The organism is Mycobacterium sp. TH-M15 (assembly GCF_057473705.1).
Genome location: NZ_JBYCLB010000289.1, coordinates 1 through 22,155, shown reverse-complemented (window position 1 = coordinate 22,155; position 22,155 = coordinate 1). Strand labels below are relative to the sequence as shown.

The 22,155-nt window shown below is 70.0% G+C and carries 20 protein-coding genes and 2 pseudogenes; 5 read left to right on the top strand and 17 right to left on the bottom strand.

Annotated elements, in window-relative coordinates; all coding sequences use genetic code 11:
• Positions 1-336, top strand: a pseudogene (locus AC2VNT_RS06870) (TetR/AcrR family transcriptional regulator); the annotation flags it as partial.
• Between the two features lie 115 nt (positions 337-451).
• On the opposite strand, the gene AC2VNT_RS06865 reads toward AC2VNT_RS06870, so the two are convergent.
• Genes AC2VNT_RS06865 through AC2VNT_RS06850 form a run of 4 tightly spaced genes read right to left on the bottom strand, consistent with a single transcriptional unit; the run spans position 452 to position 4,325 of the window.
• A complete protein-coding gene (locus tag AC2VNT_RS06865) occupies positions 452-1,495 on the bottom strand; it encodes a phosphotransferase family protein (RefSeq protein WP_486946136.1) in 1,044 nt (347 codons plus the stop codon).
• Positions 1,488-2,261 (bottom strand): SDR family oxidoreductase, encoded by a 774-nt coding sequence (locus AC2VNT_RS06860; RefSeq protein WP_486946139.1) that lies wholly within the window; start codon positions 2,259-2,261, stop codon positions 1,488-1,490. The genes AC2VNT_RS06865 and AC2VNT_RS06860 overlap by 8 nt, the downstream gene beginning before the upstream one ends.
• Entirely contained in the window at positions 2,261-3,493 is a 1,233-nt protein-coding gene (locus tag AC2VNT_RS06855; protein ID WP_486946135.1) for an acyl-CoA dehydrogenase family protein, read from the bottom strand. The genes AC2VNT_RS06860 and AC2VNT_RS06855 overlap by 1 nt, the downstream gene beginning before the upstream one ends.
• A gap of 13 nt (positions 3,494-3,506) precedes the next feature.
• Complete coding sequence (locus tag AC2VNT_RS06850) at positions 3,507-4,325, bottom strand: SDR family oxidoreductase (protein WP_486946134.1); 819 nt, start codon at positions 4,323-4,325, stop codon at positions 3,507-3,509.
• A 350-nt stretch (positions 4,326-4,675) separates the two neighbouring features.
• On the opposite strand from AC2VNT_RS06850, the gene AC2VNT_RS06845 reads away from it, so the two are divergent.
• Positions 4,676-5,422 carry an alpha/beta fold hydrolase gene (locus tag AC2VNT_RS06845; RefSeq protein ID WP_486946133.1) on the top strand — a complete coding sequence of 249 codons (747 nt, stop codon included), beginning with the start codon at positions 4,676-4,678 and terminating at the stop codon, positions 5,420-5,422.
• Positions 5,423-5,484: 62 nt separating this feature from the next.
• Here the strand turns inward: AC2VNT_RS06845 and AC2VNT_RS06840 are convergent, their stop codons facing one another.
• The 3 genes and pseudogenes from AC2VNT_RS06840 to AC2VNT_RS06830 form a co-directional block, all read right to left on the bottom strand.
• A complete protein-coding gene (locus AC2VNT_RS06840) occupies positions 5,485-6,132 on the bottom strand; it encodes a TetR/AcrR family transcriptional regulator (protein WP_486946132.1) in 648 nt (215 codons plus the stop codon).
• Positions 6,133-6,192: 60 nt separating this feature from the next.
• Positions 6,193-7,119: pseudogene (locus tag AC2VNT_RS06835) on the bottom strand (carboxyl transferase domain-containing protein); the annotation flags it as partial.
• 171 nt (positions 7,120-7,290) lie between these two features.
• A complete protein-coding gene (locus tag AC2VNT_RS06830; RefSeq protein WP_486946138.1) occupies positions 7,291-8,823 on the bottom strand; it encodes a class I adenylate-forming enzyme family protein in 1,533 nt (510 codons plus the stop codon).
• A gap of 399 nt (positions 8,824-9,222) precedes the next feature.
• Here AC2VNT_RS06830 and AC2VNT_RS06825 point away from each other — a divergent pair, with 399 nt between their 5' ends.
• Positions 9,223-10,293 (top strand): aspartate/ornithine carbamoyltransferase family protein, encoded by a 1,071-nt coding sequence (locus AC2VNT_RS06825; RefSeq protein WP_486946131.1) that lies wholly within the window; start codon positions 9,223-9,225, stop codon positions 10,291-10,293.
• Between the two features lie 4 nt (positions 10,294-10,297).
• Positions 10,298-12,196 carry an asparagine synthase (glutamine-hydrolyzing) gene (asnB, locus tag AC2VNT_RS06820; RefSeq protein WP_486946130.1) on the top strand — a complete coding sequence of 633 codons (1,899 nt, stop codon included), beginning with the start codon at positions 10,298-10,300 and terminating at the stop codon, positions 12,194-12,196.
• Positions 12,197-12,213: 17 nt separating this feature from the next.
• On the opposite strand, the gene AC2VNT_RS06815 is transcribed toward asnB, so the two are convergent.
• A complete protein-coding gene (locus AC2VNT_RS06815) occupies positions 12,214-12,651 on the bottom strand; it encodes a flavodoxin family protein (RefSeq protein ID WP_486946137.1) in 438 nt (145 codons plus the stop codon).
• 186 nt (positions 12,652-12,837) lie between these two features.
• Here AC2VNT_RS06815 and AC2VNT_RS06810 point away from each other — a divergent pair, with 186 nt between their 5' ends.
• The gene (locus AC2VNT_RS06810) at positions 12,838-14,214 is read left to right on the top strand and encodes an HNH endonuclease signature motif containing protein (RefSeq protein WP_486946129.1); all 1,377 of its coding nucleotides are present in this window, start codon (positions 12,838-12,840) and stop codon (positions 14,212-14,214) included.
• Positions 14,215-14,726: 512 nt separating this feature from the next.
• On the opposite strand, the gene AC2VNT_RS06805 is transcribed toward AC2VNT_RS06810, so the two are convergent.
• The 9 genes from AC2VNT_RS06805 to AC2VNT_RS06765 form a co-directional block, all read right to left on the bottom strand.
• On the bottom strand, positions 14,727-15,191 hold the full coding sequence (locus AC2VNT_RS06805; protein ID WP_486946128.1) for a hypothetical protein: 465 nt from the start codon (positions 15,189-15,191) through the stop codon (positions 14,727-14,729).
• Between the two features lie 5 nt (positions 15,192-15,196).
• The gene (dapB, locus tag AC2VNT_RS06800) at positions 15,197-15,934 is read right to left on the bottom strand and encodes a 4-hydroxy-tetrahydrodipicolinate reductase (protein WP_486946127.1); all 738 of its coding nucleotides are present in this window, start codon (positions 15,932-15,934) and stop codon (positions 15,197-15,199) included.
• A 33-nt stretch (positions 15,935-15,967) separates the two neighbouring features.
• The gene (locus AC2VNT_RS06795) at positions 15,968-16,978 is read right to left on the bottom strand and encodes an alpha/beta hydrolase (RefSeq protein WP_486946126.1); all 1,011 of its coding nucleotides are present in this window, start codon (positions 16,976-16,978) and stop codon (positions 15,968-15,970) included.
• Between the two features lie 104 nt (positions 16,979-17,082).
• Positions 17,083-18,159 (bottom strand): PDR/VanB family oxidoreductase, encoded by a 1,077-nt coding sequence (locus AC2VNT_RS06790; RefSeq protein WP_486946125.1) that lies wholly within the window; start codon positions 18,157-18,159, stop codon positions 17,083-17,085.
• A 10-nt stretch (positions 18,160-18,169) separates the two neighbouring features.
• The gene (locus tag AC2VNT_RS06785; RefSeq protein ID WP_486946124.1) at positions 18,170-19,066 is read right to left on the bottom strand and encodes an alpha/beta fold hydrolase; all 897 of its coding nucleotides are present in this window, start codon (positions 19,064-19,066) and stop codon (positions 18,170-18,172) included.
• Positions 19,066-19,974: a metal-dependent hydrolase gene (locus tag AC2VNT_RS06780; RefSeq protein WP_486946123.1), complete on the bottom strand. Its 909-nt coding sequence runs from the start codon at positions 19,972-19,974 to the stop codon at positions 19,066-19,068. The genes AC2VNT_RS06785 and AC2VNT_RS06780 overlap by 1 nt, the downstream gene beginning before the upstream one ends.
• A 41-nt stretch (positions 19,975-20,015) precedes the next feature.
• Complete coding sequence (locus AC2VNT_RS06775) at positions 20,016-20,492, bottom strand: SRPBCC family protein (protein ID WP_486946122.1); 477 nt, start codon at positions 20,490-20,492, stop codon at positions 20,016-20,018.
• A gap of 32 nt (positions 20,493-20,524) precedes the next feature.
• Positions 20,525-21,544: a nitronate monooxygenase gene (locus AC2VNT_RS06770; RefSeq protein ID WP_486946121.1), complete on the bottom strand. Its 1,020-nt coding sequence runs from the start codon at positions 21,542-21,544 to the stop codon at positions 20,525-20,527.
• A gap of 4 nt (positions 21,545-21,548) precedes the next feature.
• The coding region (locus tag AC2VNT_RS06765) for a M16 family metallopeptidase (RefSeq protein ID WP_486946120.1) at positions 21,549-22,155 on the bottom strand (607 nt) is incomplete at its 5' end.

Here is a 22,155-nt window from a genome sequence, read left to right as displayed (position 1 = left end):
CATCCACTGCGCTACGCATTGATGACCCAGGCCGCCGATGCCGCCCCGGCGGCCCGCCGCGCGCTGGAGGTGGTGACGCGCGGCCTGCTGGCGTGCCGCGGCGGACCGGCGGCGCACCGGGTCGACCGGCCCGACACGGCATCGGAGAAGGCTGCGGCCGCACTCGCGGTGGCCCTGCACGGCGTGGCCATGCTGCATCGAACGGACACCCCAAATCTGTGGCTCAGCGATTTCAGCACCGACGAGGTGATCCACGCCCTGGTCGACGGCGCGATCCGACAACTCGCCGACGGCGGCTCCGGCGGGGACCACGTCGGCCCAGCGGATGCGCTATGACGCCGGCCGCTCGGCCACGACCCCCTCGCTCGCCCGTGTTCGTCGGCGGCACCGAATCCTCATCGCTGCGCTCGGCATCGTCGTCGGATCGGCTCATCACTCCCCATTCACCGGCTCAGATACCGGCCTCCTCGGCCACCCCGCGCGCCCGGGCCACCAGCGTGTCGATCCACTGCGCGATCGGCGTGCCGGCCGCGGCCCGGTTCGCCGGGTTGTCCAGCACCCGGCGCATGATCCCCTCGGCGATGATCGCCACCTTCCACAGCCCCAGCGCGCGCCAGTACTGCAGCGCCGCGCCGTCACGCCCGGTCTCGGCCAGGTAGGTCCGCTCCAGCTCGGCGCGATCCGGGAAGCCGTCCAGCGTCGTCACCACGAATTCACCGGCGATGTCCTCCTCGCCGGGCTGCGGCCAGTACGCCAGCAGGCTGCCCATGTCGGCCAGCGGGTCACCCAGGGTGGAGAGCTCCCAGTCCAACACCGCGGTCACCTCGCCGTCCGATGCGGTGATCACGTTGCGGATGTGGAAATCACCGTGCACCAGCGTCAGCTCCCGCTGTTCGGGTGCCACGGCGACCAGCCGCCGGGTGAGGTCGTCGAGCGCGGGCAGCTCCCGGGTCTTGGACAGCTCCCACTGGCCGGCCCAGCGTTTCAGCTGGCGCTGGGCGTACGGCTTGTGGCTGGCCAGGTCCGCCAGGCCCACCGCGTCGATGTCGACGGCGTGGATTGTGGCCAGCGTCTTGGCCATCGACAGCCCGGTCCGCCGGCGACGCTGCGGGGTCAGCGACTCCGCCACCGGCATCCGGTCCACCACCACGCCGTCGACAAACTCCATCAGCAGCAACGGGATACCGTCGGGGTCGAGGTCCCGGGTCAGCCCGTACACCCGCGGGGTGGGCACGTCGGTGTCGGCCAGCGCGGACAGGATCCGCGCCTCGCGGGCGACGTCGTGCGCCGACGCCAACAGCTGCCCCAGCGGCGGACGGCGCAGCACCCAGCGGCGGTCGTCGGCGTCGCGCACCAGATAGGTCAGGTTGGACTGGCCGATCCCGATCCGCTCGAAACTCAGCGCTCCGCTGATCGGGATACCCAGCTCGGCGATCCAGCCGGCGACCGCCGCCGGGTCGACACCGGCCACCGACCCGGGATCGGCGCTAGCCATCGCTGGCTGCGCGGAACATCGTCGGGTCACCCAGCAGCTGGCCACCGTCGACGACCATCACCTCGCCGGTGATCCAGCTCGCCGCATCCGAGACCAGGAAGCCGACCGCCTCGGCGACGTCCGGCGGCTCGCCGATCCGGCCCAGCGGGGTGGTCGTCGCCAGCGTCTGCTCGTGCCCCTTCCACAGCAGCTCGGCCATCCGGGTCCGCACCACGCCCGGGCAGATCGCGTTGACCCGAATGCGGGGCGAAAGCTCCAGCGCCAGTTGCTTCGTCACGTGGATCAGCGCCGCCTTGGTGGCGTTGTACAGGCCCATCCCCGGCGCCAGGCTCAGCCCGCCGATCGAGGCGGTGTTGACCACCGCCCCGCCGTGCTCCCCCATCCACGCCGTGGTCGCCAGCGACGTCCACAGCAGTGGCGCCCACAGGTTGATGTCGAAGATCTTGGCGAACCGGGCGTGGTCCTGGTCGATCAGCGGGCCGAATGCCGGGTTGGTTCCGGCGTTGTTGACCAGGATGTCGAGCCGGCCGAATCGTTCCAGGGTCAGCTCGACGCAGCGCCGGGCCTGGTCTTCGTCGGCGGCGTGCGCACCGACGCCAAGCGCGGTGCCGCCGACCTCGGCGGCCGCCGCGTCGGCGGCCTCCTGATGCCGCGAGGTGAGCACCACGTCCGCCCCGGCGACGGCCAGTCGTTGCGCGATCGCCAGCCCGATCCCCCGGGAGGCGCCGGTGACGATCGCGGTGCGGCCGGCCAGCTCCGCCGCCATCACCGCACCAGCCGGGTGTTGGGGTCGAGGTACTTGCCCAGCTCCTGGCGGGCGATGGCCCGTTTGTGCACCTCGTCGGGGCCGTCGGCGAGGCGCAGCGTGCGCAGGTGGGCCCACGCCGCGGCCAGCGGGAAGTCGTCGGTGACACCGCCGGCGCCGTGCACCTGGATGGCCCGGTCGACGATCTTCAGCGCGATGGTGGGTGCGGCCACCTTGATCGCCGCGATCTCGGTCTGCGCCTGCTTGTTGCCGACGGTGTCCATCAGGTAGGCAGCCTTGAGGGTGAGCAGCCGGATCATCTCGATGTCGATGCGCGCCTCGGCGATCCAGTCCCGGATGTTGGCGTTGGCCGCGATCGGTTTACCGAAGGCGACCCGGGACAGCGACCGCCGGCACAGCAGCTCCAGCGCCCGCTCGGCCATCCCGATGCAGCGCATGCAGTGGTGGATGCGGCCCGGCCCGAGCCGGGCCTGGGCGATCGCGAAGCCCTCGCCCTCGCCCTTGAGCACGTCTTTGGCCGGCACCCGGACGTCTTTGAAGTCGATCTCGGCGTGCCCCTCGCGGTCCTGGTAGCCGAAAACCGGCAGGCCGCGGATGATCGTCACGCCCGGGGCGTCGATCGGCACCACCAACATCGACTGCTGCCGATGGGTGGCGGCTTCCGGATCGGTCTTGCCCATCACGATCAGCACTTTGCAGTTTTGGTGCAACGCGTTGGAGGCGAACCACTTCCGGCCGTTGAGAACGTATTCGCCGCCGTCGCGCACCATCGACAGCTGAACGTTGGTGGCATCCGAGCTGGCCACCTGCGGCTCGGTCATCGCAAACGCCGACCGGATCTCGCCGGCCAGCAGCGGCTTGAGGTAGCGCTCCTTGTGGTCGTCGCTGCCGAACAGCGTGAGCACCTCCATGTTGCCGGTGTCCGGGGCGGCGCAGTTGGTCGCCTCCGGCGCCAGGCCCGGACTGCGGCCCATGATCTCGGCCAGCGGCGCGTACTCCAGGTTGCTCAGCCCCGGCCCCCACTGCGGGTGCGGGTGGAACAGGTTCCACAGCCCGCGGCTGCGGGCCTCGGCCTTCAGCTCCTCGACGATCGGCGGCTGGAAGTGCGGATCACCGGCGTCGCGCATCTGCTGCTCGTAGACCGCCTCGGCCGGGTAGACGCAGCTGTCCATGAACTCCAGCAGGTCGGTCTGGTACTCCTGCGCCCGGTCGGAGATGTCGAACAAGGCCATGCGTACTCCTCTTTCACTCGTCGTTCAGCAGGAACCTCTGGTAGCGACGCATGCCGCGCAGCCAGCGGTCGTAGTCGGCCCCCTTCTGCCGGTACATCTCCAGCACCTGGGGATGCGGCAGGATCAGGAAGCGCTCTTCGTCGACGGCATCCAGCACGATCTCGGCGACCCGCTCGGGTTCCAGCACCTCACCGGCGGTGGTGACCGCCTTCGTCGCCGCCTCGCCCAGCCGGTCGCCGGAGCCCTGCCCGGCGTAGAGCAGCTTGGTGTTCACCCCCATCGGGCACAGGCAGCTGACCCGCACCCCCTGGTCGCCGTAGCTGACGCCGAGCCACTCGGCGAACCCGACCGCGGCGTGCTTGGTCACCGAGTAGGTGGCCGAACCGATCTGGGTCAGCAACCCGGCCGCCGACGCGGTGGAGACGAAGTATCCGCCGCCGCGGCGCACCCAGTCCGGCACCAACAGCTGGGCGGCCCGGATGTGCGCGCGCAGGTTGACGGCGATGCTGCGGTCCCAGTCGGCTTCGCTGACGTCCAGACCCACCGCGCCGGTGATGCCGGCGTTGGCGAAATACAGGTCCACCGGACCGAACCGGTGATCGGCCAGCTGGATCAGTTCGCGGATGGCTGCGGTGTCGCTGACGTCGGCGCCCGCCGCGACGGCCGCGCCCGGCCGCTCGGCGTTGACCCGATCGGCAACCGCCCGCGCCGCGTCGGCGTCCAGGTCGGCGACCACCACCCGCGCGCCCCGCTGCACCAGCCTCGCCGCCAGCGCGCCGCCGATGCCGCCGCCACCGCCGGTGATGATCGCGACCTTCTCAGCAACCTGCATCGACCGATCCTCAATCGTCGCCCGGGGAACGCGGGCCGCCGACCAGGGAGAACCGCGACCCGGCTCCGACTATACATAGTTGAATCTGGAGTTGGATTCAACACCGGCGATGCGCGGCGTAGCTCATCCCGAGATGGCCTCGGGCCAGCACGGTGCGAAGCGCCAACGGCACTTTCGATGCACGTCCCGTCAGCGCCCGACCCGCGTCGCGGTGGATCGTCCACGCCGGCACAGTTCCGGTAAACCGGTCCTGAGTTCGGATTCAGTTTGGTAGCCTTATCCCCGCCCCGACCCGGAAGGCCTGGCGTGCCGACACCGACGTCCCGCGAACGCCCACCAGCGAAATCAACATGAATTGGCTTCTGCTGCGCGGGTTCACCCGCGACCAGCGATACTGGGGCGAGTTCCCGGACCGCATGTCGGAAGCTGTCGGCTCCCGGGTCGTCACGATCGACCCGCCGGGGTTCGGTTCCGAGGTCGACCGGCCATCGCCGACCACGATCGCCGGGATCACCGACGACATCCGCGCCCGGTTCTCCGCGCAACGCGGCGACGACGCCTGGGCCATCCTCGAAATCTCGCTGGGCGGGATGATCACCCTGGACTGGTGCGCCCGTCATCCCGAGGACTTCCAACGCGCGGTCGTCATCAACACCACCGCCTCCGACGTGGCCTCGCTTCGGCACCGGCTCAATCCCGGTGCCGCGCTCGACTTGATCCTGGCGGCATTCCGCTCGCCGGCCGCCGTGGAGCGGGCCGCGCTAGCGAGCGCATCGAACCGGCCGAGTGACCAGCTCGACGTCATCGCCGAGCAGTGGTCGCGGCTCCAGTCCGACTGTCACCCGAGCCTGGCGAACGTTCGCCGGCAGGGAATCGCCGCGATGCGCTTCAAACTGCCCGCGGCGCCGAACGCGCCTCTGCTGGTGCTTAACTCGCGAGGCGACCGGTTCGTCTCACATCGCAGCTCAGACGAGATCGCTCGTCGTCTCGGCGTCCCGATCAGAATTCACTACACCGCCGGGCATGATCTGCCGCTCGACGATCCGGACTGGGTGTGCGAGCAGATCACGACCTGGTCCGCCGGCGGATCGCGCTAGACACCCCGCGCTAGCCACTCCGGACGCGCGGATCCGGATACGAACATGACGTCGAGTTTGATTCATCGCGGGTGGCTGCCGTCGCGACCGAACCGCAGCGCACTGGCCCACAGCCGGGTCACGGTGGCGACCAGCACCTCGACGTCGACGCCGTCGGCCTCGTCGAGCACGAAAGCGCCGTAGGCCAGTCGGCTGACCATGCCGGAGAGCGCCAGCGAGGCCAGCATCGGGTCCAGATCCTGATCGGCGATCCCGCGCTCCTGCAGGTCGGCGATGCCCGCCGCATTCCGTCGGATGAACGCATCGGCCCGGCGAGCACGGAACGCGCGGAACTCCGGGTCGATCTGTGCCACCTGCTCGAGCAGCGCCATCAATTTGGCGTTTCGTCGGTATGCCTCGAGGTAGGCGCGGTTGCTCGCCTCCAGCACCGCATACGGATCGTCGGTGTCGCTCACCCGGTCCATCCCCGGATGCATCATGTCGCGCTGCGCCTGTTCGAGCACCGCGGCGAGGGCCTCTTCCTTGTTGGCGAAGTAGGTGTAGAACGACCCGGTCGCGCATCCGGCCACCTTGGTGATGTCGGTGAGCTTGGCGTCGAGGTAGCCGTCTCGCTCGAACACCTTCCGGGCCGCGGCGATCAGCCCGGCCCGAGTCCGCGCGCCCCGCACGGTGGCCGGGAGCGGCCGATTCCGGGAGACGCTGACCGCCATATCCGAAACAGTACCTGAATCTACGTTCAGTTTTGGCTGCCGTGAAATCGGCCGTGGCGGTCAACCACGGGTCAGCCGGGTGATCCACCTCCGGGAATCGGCCGGATCGATCACGTCGTCCAGCTCGAAGGTGGTCGCCGAGTTCAGCGCCCGGCCGTGCCGATAGGCCGCCTCGACCAACTGCTCGAAGAGCCGATCCCGCTCGGCCGGGTCGGCGATATCGGCCAGCTCCCTGCGGAACCCGAGCCGCACCGCACCCTCCAGGCCCATGCCGCCGATCTCCCCGGTCGGCCAGGCGACGGTGAACTGCGGCGCGTGAAAAGATCCGCCCGCCATCGCCATCGCGCCGAGCCCGTAGCCCTTGCGCAGCACGATCATCCCCATCGGCACCGTCAGCCGCGCCCCGGCGACGAAGAACCGGCCGAACCGGCGGACCGTCGCGGTCTGCTCGGCGGCCGGGCCGACCATGAATCCCGGTGTGTCGCACAGCGAGATCACCGGCAGCCGGAACGACTCACACAACGTCAGGAAGTCCGCCGCCTTGTCGGCCGCCGCGGCGTCGATGGCGCCGCCGAGGTGGTGGCCGTTGTTGGCCACCAACCCGAACCGGGTGCCCTCGACGCGCACCAGCGCGGTGACCATCCCGGTGCCGTAGTCGGGCCGCAGCTCCAGCACCGAGTCGACGTCGACGATGGACCCGATCGCCCGGCCCGGGTCGTAGGCGCGTAACCGGTTCTCCGGCACCACGTGCCGGGACAGCCGCGGGTCCGGCGCCTGCCAGTCGCGCACGGGACCCTGGAAATACGACAGGTACCGCTTGGCCAGCGCCACTGCGTGCGCCTCGTCGCAGGCGGCCAGAGCCACCACGCCGGTGCGCCGCTGCACGTCGATCGGCCCGATCTGCTCCGGCGCGTGAACCCCCAGCCCGCCGCCCTCGATCATCGCCGGGCCACCCATGCCGATGTTGGCCTCCGGGGTCGCGATGATACGGCCTCCGGCCGGCCGTCGTCGCGGGTGCGCAGATGAGCCAGATCGGCGCGGGACCGGTCCAGGTCGTCCTCGGCGGCTCCAGCACGACGCTATCCGGTGTCAGCTCGACGACGGTGCCGTCCATCGGCGCGGAGAGCGTCTCCTCGCCCGGCAGCAGCTGCGCGCCGGTCATCGGAGCGGCGCACCCCACTGCACCTGGTCGCGGAGTTGGTGTTTGAGCAGTTTTCCGCTGGCGGTGCGGGGCAGCGCCTCGGTGGCCACGGTGATGTACTGCGGGATCTTGAAATCGGCGAGCTCGCGGCCGCAATGCTTCAGCACCGCCGTCACGTCGATGCCGGCGGCGTCGCCGACCAGCACCGCGCCGACTTTCTCGCCCATCACCTCGTCGGGCACCGCCAGCACGCACGCGTCGGCGACGCCGGGAGCGGCCAGCAGCGCGGCCTCGACCTCGACGCTGGAGACGTTCTCGCCGCCGCGGATGATGATGTCCTTGAGCCGGTCGACGATGTGCACCCGGCCCGCGTCGTCGACCCGGACCACATCGCCGGTGTGCAGCCAGCCGTCCACGATGGTCGCGGCGGTGGCCTCCGGCCGGTTCCAGTAGCCAGCCGTCACGTTGGCGCCGCGTACCACCAGCTCGCCGGTCATCGGGTCGCTGGAGCCACCGCCGAGCGGGGCGACGGCGATATCGCCGGACGGCACCACGTAGCCGACGGAGTCGGCGTGCTCGACGGCGTCCGAGTCGGGCAGGCAGGTCATCAGCGACGCGGTCTCGGTCATCCCGTAGCCGTTGAACACCTGCGCGGCACCGAACCGGTCGCGCAGCGCGCGCACCAGCACCGGCGCCGTCGGCGCACCGCCGTAGCCCACCCACCGGACCCCGGAGACGTCGGCGCCGGCGAAGTCGGGCTGGCGCAGCAGCAGCGCGTAGACCGCCGAGACGGTGACCACCGAGGTGATCCGTTCGGCGGTCAGGGTGTCGATCAGCCCGGGCAGGCTCAGCGTCGGCATGATCACCGCCGCGGCGCCGGCGGGGGCGGCGGCCAGCAGTTGGGAGGTGCAGCCGGTCACATGAAACAGCGGCACCGAGATCAGCGTGCGCAGCTCCTCGCCGATCGCCCGGGACTCCCCCATGCACCGCATCATGTTCTCGGCGTTGGTGAGAAACGCCTCGTGGGTGGTGGGCACCCCTTTGGGCCGGCCGGTGGTGCCGGAGGTGTAGAACAGCGCGGCGGTATCGGACCGGGCCGCGCCGTCCGCCAGGTACTCCTCGCCGTCGGGCAGCGCGGCGCCCGGCGCCAGGTCGATCCGGGCCCCGGCGTCGGCGAGCACGAACTCCACCTCGGGGGCGGCCATCCGGGTGTTCACCGCCACCGGCACGCCGCCGGCCATCAGGATGCCCCAGAACGCCAGCACCCAGTCCAGGCCGGCCGGGTAGCGCAGGCCGACCCGATCGCCGCGGGCCAGCCCGCCGGCCCGCAGCCCGCCGGCCACCCGGGCCGCCCGGTTCCAGAGCTCCCGGTAGGTCAGTCGCCCGGCGCCGAGCTCGACGACGGCCTCGCTCTCCGGCCGGGTCTGCACCTGCTCGGCCAGCAGCGCCAGCAGGGTGGCCGGCAGCTGCTCGTAGTGCGGGACGCCGTGGCGGTCACGCGAGACCCCGCTCTGCGGGAAGGGATTATGATCGCGTGGGATGTCGCGGATCGACCCGCCGGGGGCAACGTTCAGATCCGACGAGTACACCACGCCTTCCAGTGTGAACGTCATCTCCGACCATGTCTGGCAAACAACGCGACGCACTGCGGACGGGCTGCGGGCGCCGCCGACACGCCCGAAGAAATCGACATCCGGCCCGGTTGCTGCTATAGCTGGAGCGGATGCCGAAACGTTTACCAACGGCCCGGGCGGGGTATCCGGATTCACCGTGACTGCGGTATCGGGCGGCACCCTGACCGAGGCTCCTGTTGACGGGAGCCGGCGGCAGTGGCCGGTGCTGCCGAGATTTTCGAACCATCGATTCTCCGAGCTGAACGAAGGCTCACGTCGCCGAAGGATTCTCGGCTCAAATCATCGTCAAGGACGTTCGATTCTGAGCGTGGGGAGATGACAACGATGCTGGCCGAACTGGCGGCGGCGGCCGCCGAGGGGCGTCGGGTAACCGACCCCAAGCCGCTGGTGAAAGACCTGTCAGGCGACCTCGAACAGCTGTCTGGCAGGACCGTGGTGTCGTCGCTGGACATGAGTAAGAACGAGCTGACCGACCTGTTCTCGGTGGCGGCGCGGCTGCAGGGCGGCGAGTCCGCGCCGGACGCGCTGCACGGCAAGGTCGTGCTGACCGCGTTTTTCGAGCCCAGCACCAGAACCAGACTCTCGTTCGAGTCTGCCGCGCACCGGTTGGGTGCCTCGGTCGTGAGCATCCCCGACGCCAAGGTGACCAGCCTGGAGAAGGGCGAGACGCTCGCCGACACCGGCGTCATGTTCGACGCCTACGCCGACCTGGTGGTGCTCCGCCATTTCGTCGACACGGTGGTGGATGACATCCGCTCCGGCGGCATGCAGACTCCCATCATCAACGGCGGAAACGGCACCAAGGAGCATCCCACCCAGGCTCTCGCCGACTGGTACGCGCTGTCGAAATGGCGGCCGCAGCTGGTCAACTCCGAACGGTGCACGAACGGCGACGGGTTGTCGATGGGTATCGTCGGCGCTCCGCGGCGGATGCGCTCGAATCGAAGCTTCCTGCTCATGGGTGCCAAACATTTCGCGTCGACGATCCGTGATGTCACCATCGTCGCCGACGATCCGGACCCGATAGACCCGGAACTGGAATCAGTCCTCGACGACGAAGGCATCGAGTACCGCAGCGCCACAGAGTTCGACAGCATTGCACCGGAATTCGATGTCATCTACCAGAATTCGCTCGCGCTCGACGGCGACCAGTACCGAGAGCTCGGCGCCCAGTACCGGATCGACTCCGGCACGTCGCTCAAACCCGACGCGGTGGTCATGCACCCGCTGGCCCGGCATGCCGAGCTGGGGACCGATCTCGACGACACACCGCACAACCTGTACTTCGACCAGGCCGCCGGGGCGGTCTTCGTCCGCCAGGCTCTGCTGCTGGCGGTCAGCGGCCGGCTCGACAGCCTCACCGATACCACCGACTCGGACGGGTGAACACGTGTGCGGAATAACCGGATTCTGGTCTTGTCGGCGTCTTGCTTCGGACGCATCCGACACCATCGACGCGATGACCGAGGCTATCGCCCATCGCGGTCCAGACGGTCCCAGGGCGCTGATCCGTCCGGAGGCCGGCTTGGCGATGGGGCACGTCCGGCTCGCCATCAACGATCTCAGCTCACACGGAAAGCAACCGCTGAGCACCGCCGACGGTGAGATCGTTGCGACCGTCGCCGGCGAGATCTACGGGTTTCAGCGGATGCGGGCCGAGCTCACCGCGCGGGGCGAGAGTTTCCACTCGAAGTCCGACAGCGAACTGGTGCTCGCGCTGTACCGGCGCTACGGGCTGGATTTCGTGGATCACCTGCGCGGTGAATACGCGATCGCGCTGGTCGACCTCACCCGCGACCGGCTGATCCTGGTGCGCGACCGGTTCGGCGTCCGGCCGCTCTTCTTCTATCCCGGCCCCACACTGTTCGGCTGGGCGTCGGAGGCCAAGGCGCTGCTGGCCCACCCCGATGTGCCCAGTCGGCTCAACCGAGCGGCGGCCGTCAACCAGCTGGCTCAGGTCATGGTGCCGGGTTCGACGGCATTCGACGGCATCGAGTCGCTGCGCCCGGGGCACATGCTGATCGTCGACCGGTGCGACGACCGGTTCTCGATCCGGACGCACCGCTACTGGGATCTGGACTTCCCGCACGACGGTCACTGGGACGACCTGGAACCCGGCGAGCACGTCGACGCGATCCGCTCGGCGATCTCCGATGCGGTGGCACTGCGGGTGCAGGCCGACGTCCCGGTGGGCCAGTATCTGTCCGGCGGGATGGACAGCGGTGCCATCCTGGGGATGGCGACCGCGACCGCACAGACCGCGCCGCAGGCGTTCACCATCGGCTTCGACGATCCGGCCTACGACGAATCCGATATCGCCGCCAAGGTCGCCGAGCACAACGGCGCGCGACTGGAGATCCGCCGGATGGGTCTCGACCAGCTCTACGACGAGAGTTATGTGCGGGCGGTATGGCACAGCGAACGCACCTTCTACAACACCCTCGGTGTTGCCAAGATGCACCTCAGCCGGGCCACTCACGCACACGGGTTCCGGGCGGTGCTCTCCGGTGAGGGCGCCGACGAGTTGTTCGCCGGCTACCCGGCGTTCGCGCTCGATCACACGGCCGCGACGGTGAACCCGGCAGACCAACTGGTCGTCGGCGCAATCCTGGCCGCCGAGCCGCAGCGACACCCCGGATTCGAACGCACGATGGGCTTCACCCCCGGCTGGGTGCAGCCGTGGGTCTCGGCCTGGCACCGGGTGAAGCCGCTGCTGGCCGACGGGCTCCTCGACGAGCTGGGTGGTTACGACCCGCTCGAGGCGGTGGCGGAGAGCCTCGACCCGGGCCAGCTGGATCAGCGGGGCCGGCTGGATCGGGCCCAGTACAGCTGGATCAAGACCATGCTCGACGGCCAGATCCTCAGCTGGGGCGGCGACCGGATGGACATGTCGCACGCCGTCGAGACCCGGCCGGCGTTGCTGGACCATCGGGTAGCCGAGACCGCGGTGCGGGTGCCGCCGGATTTGCGTATCCGCAAAGGCACCGAGAAATGGGTGCTGCGCGAGGCGCTCCGGTACGCGATGCCCGACTTCCTTTATCGCAAGCGAAAATTCGCGTTCATGGCGCCGCCGGCACACCGGTCCGCGGCGCAATCGGCCCAGCTGTCCCGGCTGACGTCGAGATACCTGAGCCGCCAGCGAATCAACGAAGTCGGTATTTGCTCCGCGGAGCGAACCCAGCGGTTCCTGGAAAGCGTGCCGGCCGATCCGGCGGCCGCCAACGAACACGACAAGATCCACAACCACCTGTTGGGCCTGCACATCCTGCACGACCAGTTCGTCGCCTGAGGCGAACCGCGCACAGCTCAGCCCATCAACTGCGCCGCGACGCTGGCACCCAACTCCCAGCACGCCTCCAGGTCGGCCTTGCTCGGCTGGCCCGAAACCACCACGTATTCGGCGGCTTTGACCCAGCCCAGGCCGGTGGTGATCGAGGCGACCGCCCGTTCGGCGCCCTCGGTGCCCTGGTTTCCGTGCAGGTACAACCCGTACGGCCGGCCGCGGGTGCTGTCCAGGATCGGGTAGTAACAGACGTCGAAGGCATGCTTGAGCGCACCGCTGATGTAGCCCAGGTTGGCCGGGCTGCCCAGCAGGTAGCCGTCCGCCGCCAGCATGTCGGCCGGCGCAACGGACAGCGCCGGCCGACGCACCACGTCTACCCCGGTGATCTCGGGGTCGGTCGCGCCGGACAGCGCCGCCTCGAACATCTCCTGCATGTACGGCGACGGGGTGTGGTGAACCATGAGCAGGGTCTTGGCCACCGGCGAACCTCCAATCCCGTCAGCTGAGCCGCCGGAGCTCAATGGATCTCCCACAGCCGATCACTAAAATTTCTGATCTGCAGACTCATTGTAACCTCTTGCGCCACTTGCGTTTCCTGATTCACAATCGGGGCGCGTTTTGTCGGTGGGCATCGATAGCGTTTCGGTATGAGTTGCAGTGGTCGAGACCGGATCGGCGCGGTGCTGGACCGCGTCGATGCCGCGGTCGACGAGCTGCTCGGACTGCGGTTCGACACGCTGACCACCCCGGAACGACTGCGGGTGCTGGAGCGCATCGAACGGGTGGCCCGTCGGCTGCCGGTACCCGGCCACGACCTGATCAACCAGATCGCGTGCCAGGCCAGCCCGGACGAACTCGGCGGCAAACTCGCCCATGCCCTGGCGGCCCGGCTGCACATCACCCGCGGCGATGCCAGACGCCGGATCGACGAGGCCGCCGACCTGGGTGCCCGCCGCGCAGTCACCGGCGAGGAACTGCCGGCGCGGCTGGCTGCCACCGCCGCCCGTCAGCGCGACGGTCGGATCGGCCGCGAGCACATCGCGGTGATTCGCCGCTTCGATCGCCAGCTGCCCGGCTTCGTCGATCCCGCCACCCGGGAGCAGGCCGAAGCAGACCTGGCCGACGGGGCGGCTCGGTTCCGCCCGGAACAGCTCGCCCGCCTCGCTGAGCACCTCGCCGACTGCCTCAACCCCGACGGCAACTTCACCGACACCGACCGCGCCAACCGCCGCGGGATCACCCTAGGCCGCCAAGGTGCCGATGGGATGTCATCGCTGGCCGGTTGGCTTACCCCGGAGCTGCGTGCCACGCTGGAGGCGGTTTGGGCGAAACTCGCCGCGCCCGGCATGGCCAACCCCGAAGACGAGAATCCGACCGTGGACGGTACGCCCGCCCAAGGCACGATCGATGCCGATCACCGCAGCCCCGCTCAGCGCCAGCACGATGCGCTCACCGCCGGCTTGCGCGCTCTGCTGGCCTCCGGAGAACTGGGCCAGCACAACGGCCTGCCGACGTCGATCATCGTCACCACCACGCTGGCCGACCTGGAAGCCGCTGCCGGACACGGACTTACCGGTGGCGGCACCCTGTTGCCGATCAGTGACGTCATCCGGCTTGCTCGTCACGCCCATCACTACCTGGCCGTTTTCGAGCAGGGCAGGGCGCTCGGCCTCTACCACACCAAGCGGCTCGCCTCACCCGGTCAACGGATAGTGCTTTACGCGCGCGACCGCGGTTGTTCCCATCCCGACTGCAGCGTGCCCGGCTACTACTGCGAGGTCCACCACGCCACCGACTACGCCCAATGCCGCCGGACCGATATCGACGACCTGACGCTGCGCTGCGGCCCGCACCACGGCCTCATCACCAGCGGGGACTGGGTCACTCGCAGACGCCGTGACGGCACGATCGAGACCATCCCGCCGCCACACCTCGACCACGGCCAACCCCGCACCAACACCTTTCATCACCCGGAAAAGCTGCTGCACCGCGACGACGTGGGCGACAGTGACGATGTCCCGTAGCGAATCTGGGCCGCCACATAAGATCAGCAGCATGATAAGGCCGCGCTGCACCGGCGCTGATTCCGGACGGCAGCGGTGAGGATCGCCTTCGCGAAGCTGCCCAACATTGCCACGTTGGCAGTGATTGCGGCACTGCTCGCCTACTCTGCAGAAGTTGTGGCCACCCCGGCCCATGCAACCCCCGGTTTGGGTGGCGTGCCGGTGGCTCCCGCCAACGATCCTGCGCCGGACTGCGCGGCTGACCCTGGAAATCCCGTCTGTGCACCACCGCCACCAGACGAAGAACCCCCACCTCCGGGCGACGATCCACCGCTGGGCGAAGCGCCGCCACCAGGCGGGATTCCTCGGTGCCCGCATCATGTGCCACGGGAGCAGTGGCCTCATCCGTGCCGGTTTCGTCCTAACCCGGCACTACCGTTTGAGAGGATCTACTGGTGACGATCCGTAGCTGCCAGACCGGAGATGATCCGGGGCACTCGGCAACCAGATAGCACGGTGAAACGTTCCGTTTCTCACTCGGTCTCCTGCAGCCGCACCGCGGTGCGCATCGCCTCCCGCGCCCGGCGCCGGTCGCCGGCGTAGTCGTAGGCGCGGGCCAGCCGGTACCAGCGGCGCCAATCCCCCGGCTCCGCGTCGAGTTCGGCGCGGACGATGTGAAACAGCGCGTCGGCCGCGGCGCGATCGATCCGCCCGGAGGGCCGCCGCGGCAGCGCGCTGACGTCCAACTCCAGCCCGTCGTCGTCGATCAGCCGGGCCAGCCGCTGATGGGTGAAGCCGTCGCGCAGCGTGGCGTACAGCGCCCACCCCCCGATCACCGGCATGATCAGCAGCGCCGCGCCCAGCCCGATGCCGGCCACCGAGCCGGACCGAATCATCAGCACCGCCATCCGGCCGAGCAGCAGCAGATACATCACCAGTGCCAGGCACATGAAGACGATCAACAGCTGCACACGCACGCCGCGGGAGGCTCCGGCCATCTCGGTCAGCTCAGGTCGAGCAGCGGCTCGATGCCCACCGTCAGGCCGGGGCGCTCGGCGACCCGGCGCACCGCCAGCAGCACGCCGGGCACGAACGAGGTGCGGTCGATGCTGTCGTGCCGGATCGTCATGGTCTCGCCCAGCGTGCCGAACAGCACCTCCTGGTGGGCGACCAGCCCGGCCAGCCGCACCGCGTGCACCGGGATGCCGTCGACGTCGGCGCCGCGGGCGCCCGGCAGCGCGGTGCTGGTGGCATCCGGGTTGGCCGGCATGCCTTTTCGGGCCTCGGCGATCAGTTGGGCGGTACGCGTCGCGGTGCCCGACGGGGCGTCGGCCTTCTGCGGATGATGCAACTCGATGATCTCTACCGACTCGAAGAACCGGGCCGCCTGGGTGGCGAAATGCATGGACAGCACCGCCCCGATGGCGAAGTTGGGGGCAATCAGCACCGAAACCCCCGGGGTGTCGGCCAGCCAGGACCGCACCGTAGCCAGCCGGTCGTCGGTGAACCCGGTGGTGCCCACCACGGCGTGAATCCCGTTGTCGATCAGGAATTTCAGGTTGTCCATCACCACGCCGGGATGGGTGAAGTCGATCACCACCTCGGTGTCGCCGTCGGTCAGCCGGCTCATCGGATCACCGGCGTCGACCTCGGCCGACAGGGTCAGATCCTCGGCGGCCCGCACCGCCGCAACCATGGTGGCGCCCACTTTGCCTTTGGCGCCCAGCACCGCTATCCGCATACCGGCCACCCTACTGCCGCGCCGCCGGCCGCCTTACGACACGTCCCGCTGACCGATCCGGCCGGGACCGGCCACACACTCGGCCACGAAACCGGTGATCGCATCATAGGCGGCCTTGCTGTCCCGCAGGAACGGGAAGAGCGCCGGAAAGCCGTGCAGCTCGCTTCCCCAGATCTCCAGCCGGCAGGGCCGGTTGTGCTGATGCAGCGCGTGCTGCAGCCGTTCGGCGTCGCAGCGCAGGATCTCCGACTCGGCGGCGATCAGCAGCGCCGGCGGCATCGTCTCCAACCGTCCGTTGATCGGCGCGAGGTCGCGCCGCATCGCCGGCGACGGACAGACCCGGTCGACGATCTCGCCCAGCACCAGCGGGATGCCGAAGCCGTCCCGGTGCAGGTTCGGGTGACCGGCCCGGGCGGCGCCGTCCAGCTCCAGCAGCGCCGAGATGCCGACCACGCCGGCCGGTCCCGGCAGCCCGCGTTGCTGGGATGCGAGTGCGGCGACGAAAGCCAGGAAGCCGCCGGCGGAGTCGCCGGCCAGCACCGTCTTGGCCGGGTCGGCACCCCGATGCAGCAGCCAGCGGTAGACGCGCAGGCAGTCGTCGACCGACCCGTCGACGGTCACCTCCGGGTACTGCCGGTAGTCGACGTGCACCACCGGCAGCCGGGTCCGGCGGGCCAGGGTGGCCACCACATGCAGGTGGGTGTCCAGCCCGCCGGTGATGAAGCCGCCGCCGTGGAAGTAGAGCAGCGCACCGCCGCCGAGCTCTGGGCCCTGCGGACCGGCCGAGTCGGCCCGGTGGACCAGCTCGACCGGGACCCCGGCGCCGTCGTCACGGACGAACCGCACTCCGAGGTGCGGTCGCCGGCGCTGCAGCCGGGCCACCCTGTTGACCCGGCGCCCGGTGCGGACCAGCCGCTGGGGAATCGCATCACGGTTGCGCCCCAACACCATCCGCCGCACCAGGCGGGGCGTTACCGCGGAGGCCACCGCGTAGAGGATCCTGGCGGGCAGGCTGGCGCTGTGGGTAACGGGATCGCCGGGCACGGCCGAAGTGTAGGCAGCCGTCGGCGCCGGCCGCCGGGGTATCGGGGAAAGGCCGCACCACGCCGGTAACGTGAGCTACATTACAGAGTCGTATTTATGCAGGTTCAGGCGTCGATGACGACCCGGGCGCCCTTCGCCCGGGAGACACAGACCAGCATCTCGTCACCGGCTTCGGCGATCCGGCCCCGGTGGTCGACCGCCCCGGAGACCACCGACACCTTGCAGGTGCCGCAGAAACCCTGCCGGCACGAGCACGGCGTCGTCGGGTCCAGGTCCAGCAGGACGTCCAGCGCGGACCGGTCGGCGGGGATCGACAGCACCCGCCCCGACCGGGCCAGCTCCAGCTCGAACGGGATTCCGTCGACGACCGGCGGCGGGCTGAACCGTTCGTAGTGCAGCGGCGCGCCGTGGCATGCATCCCGGGCGATGCGCACCGCCTCCAGCATCTCAACCGGTCCGCAGACATACACCGCGGTCTCCGGTCCGGCGCCGGCCAGCAGCTCGGCGGCGCCGGCGAAGCCGCCCCGCTCATCGTCGGCCCAGACCGTGACCTTCTCCGGCGCCACCGACACCACCTCGTCGAGCAGCGGCATGTACGCCCGGCTGCGTCCGGCATACACCGCGCGCCAGTCGAGTCCGCGCTGCTGCGCCTCCCGGAGCATCGGCAGGATCGGCGTCACCCCGATACCGCCGATGACGAACAGCACGTCGCGCTCGCCGGTGCCGAGGTAGAAGGCGTTGCGCGGGCCCTCGAACAGCAGCGCGTCACCGACGCCGACGGTGTCGTGCAGCTCGACCGACCCGCCGCCGCCGTCGTCGAGCCGGCGCACCACGATCCGGTAGTCGGTGCGCCGTCCGGGCGGCCCGGAGAGCGAGTACTGGCGGCGCCGGCCGGACGGCAGCCGCACGTCGATGTGGGCGCCCGGGGTCCACGACGGCAGCAGCCCGCCGTCCGGGTCGGCGATGGTCAGCGCCACCGCGTCCGGGGTGACCAGGGTGCGCTTGGTGACGACCGCGGCGATGGTGCGCTGCACCGGCTCGACCCGTTCCGGACTCCACCGCGAGGTGACCGAGAACCCCTTGAACGCGGTGACCGCTCCCCACAGCATGGCGTAGAAGCGGTCGTGCTTTCGCCGGCCGTACAGGTCGGCCGGGCGGGTTTTCCAGATGTCGGACGGCACGCTCTTCCCCTCAACCCCGCCGGTCGCCCGCGGTGCGGTCGACCCACTCGGCGGTCAGCTTCACGATCAGGTCCGGGTAATCGGCAAGCCCCCAGTGGCCGCCCGGAATCGGGACCACCCGGCTCTCGCCCGGGATCGAGCCGGTGAACCGCTGCAGGGCGGGGCCGACGAAGACGTCGCTGCCCGGGATCAGGGTCTGCGCCGGAACGCTGGTCTGCGGCAGCGGTTTCGCCGGCGCCAAGAACGGTCGCGGCATGTTCGCCCGGTACAGGTTCAGCCCGTTGCGGTAGTCGCCGACCGAGCGCGGCGGCGCCTCGCGGGCCCCGGGCCCACCGATGCCGCCCAGCACCTCCACCAGCCGCCGGCCCGCCCGGCTGCCGAACAGCGCCTCCGGCAGCCGCGGCGTCAGGAAGAACCAGATGTAGCCGGACCCGAACAGCTGCCGGACGACGTCAAACACCGCCCGCGGGCTGCGCGGTGAGCGCAGGAAGGCACCGGCGTAATCCAGGTGTGGGCCCGAGATGGAGGTGTAGGACGCGATCTTGGCCGACACGCGGGCATCGGTGACCGCCGCCCAGCCCTGGATCGAGCCCCAGTCGTGGCCGAGCAGGTGCACCCGGTCCACCCCCAGGTGCTCGATCACCGCGTCGACGTCGGCGACCAGCTGCGGGAACCGGTACCCGGCCCGGCAGGCCGGCGCCGACGACTCGCCGGCGCCGCGCACGTCGTAGCCGACGACGTTGTAACAACCCGGGTAGTTCTCGATCAGCCGGTCGGCCAGCGCATCCCAGACGTGGTGGTTGTCCGGCCAGCCGTGGATCGCCAGGATGGTCGGTCGGCTCGGGTCGATTCCGGTGTAGGCGTGCACCGCCAGGGTGACGCCGTCGGACGCGGTGACGGTGCTCATCAGTGCGTGGCGCGCGCGGCCGGCGAGACGGCCAGGTAGTTGACCGCCCGTTCCACCCCGCCCAGCTGCGACGGATGGAAACCCGGCCGGTAGTAGGAGGCGATCGCCGGGAGGAACTCGAACGGCGACGGCACCAGCCCGCGCCGGGACGCGACGAACCAGTCCCGCCACCGGGCCTTGCTGCCGGCCGGCAGCTGCGGGTCCACCGAGTACATGAACCGCAGTCCGCGCACCCACAGCCACAGCATCAGCGGGGTCACCGCGATCTGGGTGCGGACCTGGCGCCAGTAGCCGCCCGACAGGTGTTTCATCAGGTCGAAGGCGACGGCCTTGTGCTCGACCTCCTCGGCGCCGTGCCAGCGCAGCATGTCCATCATCGCCGGGTGGGTGCCGATCGCGTCGTGCTCGGGGGTGTCCAGCACCCACTCGCCGAGGATCGCGGTGTAGTGCTCGATGGCGGCGACCAGCGCCACCCGCTCGACCAGCCACCGCTGCTGGCGGCGGGTGCCCCACTTCGGCCGGTCCCCGAGCAGCTTCCCGAACAGCCAACGCATCTGGTCGGTGAACGGCGACACGTCGATGCCGCTGGCGACCAGGTGGTCGGCGACCCCGGCGTGCGCCTGCGCGTGGGTGGCCTCCTGGCCGATGAACCCCTGCACGTCCAGCCGCAGCTGGTCGTCTTTGATCAGCGGCAGCGCCTGCTTGAACACCTCGACGAAGAATTCCTCGCCGGCCGGCAGCAGCAGGTGCAGCACGTTGGCGAAGTGGGTGGCGAACGGCTCACCCGGCACGTAGTGCACCGGCAGGTCCGACCAGTCGAACCAGACGTCGCGGGCCTGCAGGACGATACGTTCGTGGTCGAGGGAGCCGTCATGCGGCCCGGCCGCGTCGTCACTGACCTTGAGCATGGGAACCTCCGGAATCGAAGTTTACAAATCCATAGTATATGTCAATTGGTTGTCTGCTCGGCCCGCCGCTTCAGCCGGTCCAGGGTGAGCCTGATGTGCTCGGTGTTCGTGCCGACCCGGTCCGTGACGCCGGTGGTCAGGCTGGCTACCCCGAGGAACCAACGGGGCCGGCGATCCCAGGTGCTCTCGGTGACCCGGCAGCCACCGTCCGCCGGGGTGATCCGGTAGGCCCACCGGGCCACCGGGATGATCGCGGAGCGCACGTCGAAGGCGAAGATCCGGCCCGGTTCGGCGTCGGTGACGGTGCAGGTGGTGCTCCACCGCCGCCACCCGTTGCGGTTGTGCCCGACGAAGACCGCGCCCGGGCGCGCCGCTTCGCCTCTTCGCCAGCGCATGCCGACGTTCTCCTCGGCCAGCTCGGCGAGCACCGGCAGGTCGGTGATCAGCGCGTACACCACCTCCGGGCTGGCCGCTATCTGGACGGTTCCGGTGGCAGACGGTGGCGTGTCCGGGTTCATCGGCCGATCATATGCGATACCGGCGGTACCGCTCAGCTCACCAGCGCCGCGACGATCTCGGCGGCCGGACCCGGAAGCACACTGCGGTAGCCGGTCCCGGCCCACAGGCTCATGCCCTGCGGGTCGTCCAGCGTCGCGGCCGCCGCCCGGATCGGTTTCGTCAGCTGGTTGACCTCCGGGTAGCCGGCCGGGGCCAGGTTGTCGAATGCGCGGGTGAAATCGTTCTCCAGGCTGCGCGCGTAGCGCCCGGAGAACACGCGGGTCACGGTGGTCGTGCTGAACTCCGGGTTTCGCAGCGCCGCGCGGTGCGCCGCGCAGGTGCCGGCTTCCTCGGCGAGCAGCAGCGCGGTGCCGACCTGCGCGGCCACCGCGCCGCGGCGCTGCACCTCGGCGACCTGGTCGGCGGTGCCCAGGCCGCCGGCCGCCACCAGCGGGACCTCACCATGGGCGGCGCGGATCGCGTCGAGGAGCTCGTGCAGCGGCTCGGTGCCCGGCGGCACGTCGGGGGCGAACGTTCCCCGGTGCCCGCCGGCCTCCGGGCCCTGCACCACCAAGCCGTCGGCCCCGTGGGCGACGGCGATGCCGGCCTCGTAGACCGACGTCACCGTGACCAGGGTCAGTATCCGCAGCTCCCGCAGCGTCGCCAGCGCCCCGGGAGACGGCGTCCCGAACGTGAACGACGCCACCGTCGGCCGCAGATCGGCGAGCAGCTCCAGCTTCTCCGGATAGCAGTCGTCGTCCGGGCGTGGCCAGCCGAGTTCGACGTCGTAGTGCTCGGCCAGCTCCTCCAGGTGGTAGGCGTACTCGTCGAGCTGCACCATGTCCACCGGGCTGGGCTGCGGCACGAACAGGTTGACCCCGATCGGCCCGCTGGTGTCGGCGCGGGCGGCAGCGAACTGGTCGGCCAACTGATGCGGGGCCAGGTAGCCGCCGGCCACGAAGCCCAGGCCACCCGCGTTGGACACCGCCGCGGCCAGCGCCGGGGTGCTCGGACCCCCGGCCATCGGCGCGCCCACCACCGGTGCCGCCAACTCCGCAAAGGTGAATGCCATCCACCTAGCCTGCCATCGACCGCAGCCTCCTGGGAAGCGCCCGCCTCGCGCGATACGGCCCGACCACCGCGGCGCCGAACGGCATCCCCAACAACCGCCGGGCGACCGCATTGACCTCGTCGACGGTGACCGCGTCCAGCTCCCGCAGCGTGTGGGTGATGCTGCGATGGTGGCCGTAGTTCAGTTCGCCGCTGCCGATCCGATTCATCCGGGACCCGGCGTCCTCCAGTCCCAGCACCAGCCCGCCGCGCAACGACCCCTTGGCGATCCGGCACTCGGCTTCGGTGATTCCGTCGCGGGCCACCGACTCGAGCACGTCGGCGGTGACGGCCACCACGTCGTCGAAGCGCTCCGGCAGGCATGCGGTGTACACCGAGAGCGCACCGGTGTCGGCGAAGGTCTCCAGCGAAGAGTAGATCGAGTAGGCCAGCCCGCGTTCCTCCCGGATCTGCTGGAACAGCCGGGAACTGAGCCCGCCGCCGAGTGCGGTGTTCAGCACTGACAGCGCTTGACGGTGCGGCCAGTGCCGCCCGGGGGTGCGCAGCCCCAGCGACATGTGCGCCTGGTCGGCGTCCCGGTTGACCAGCGCCAGGGTCGGCCGTCCGGCCACC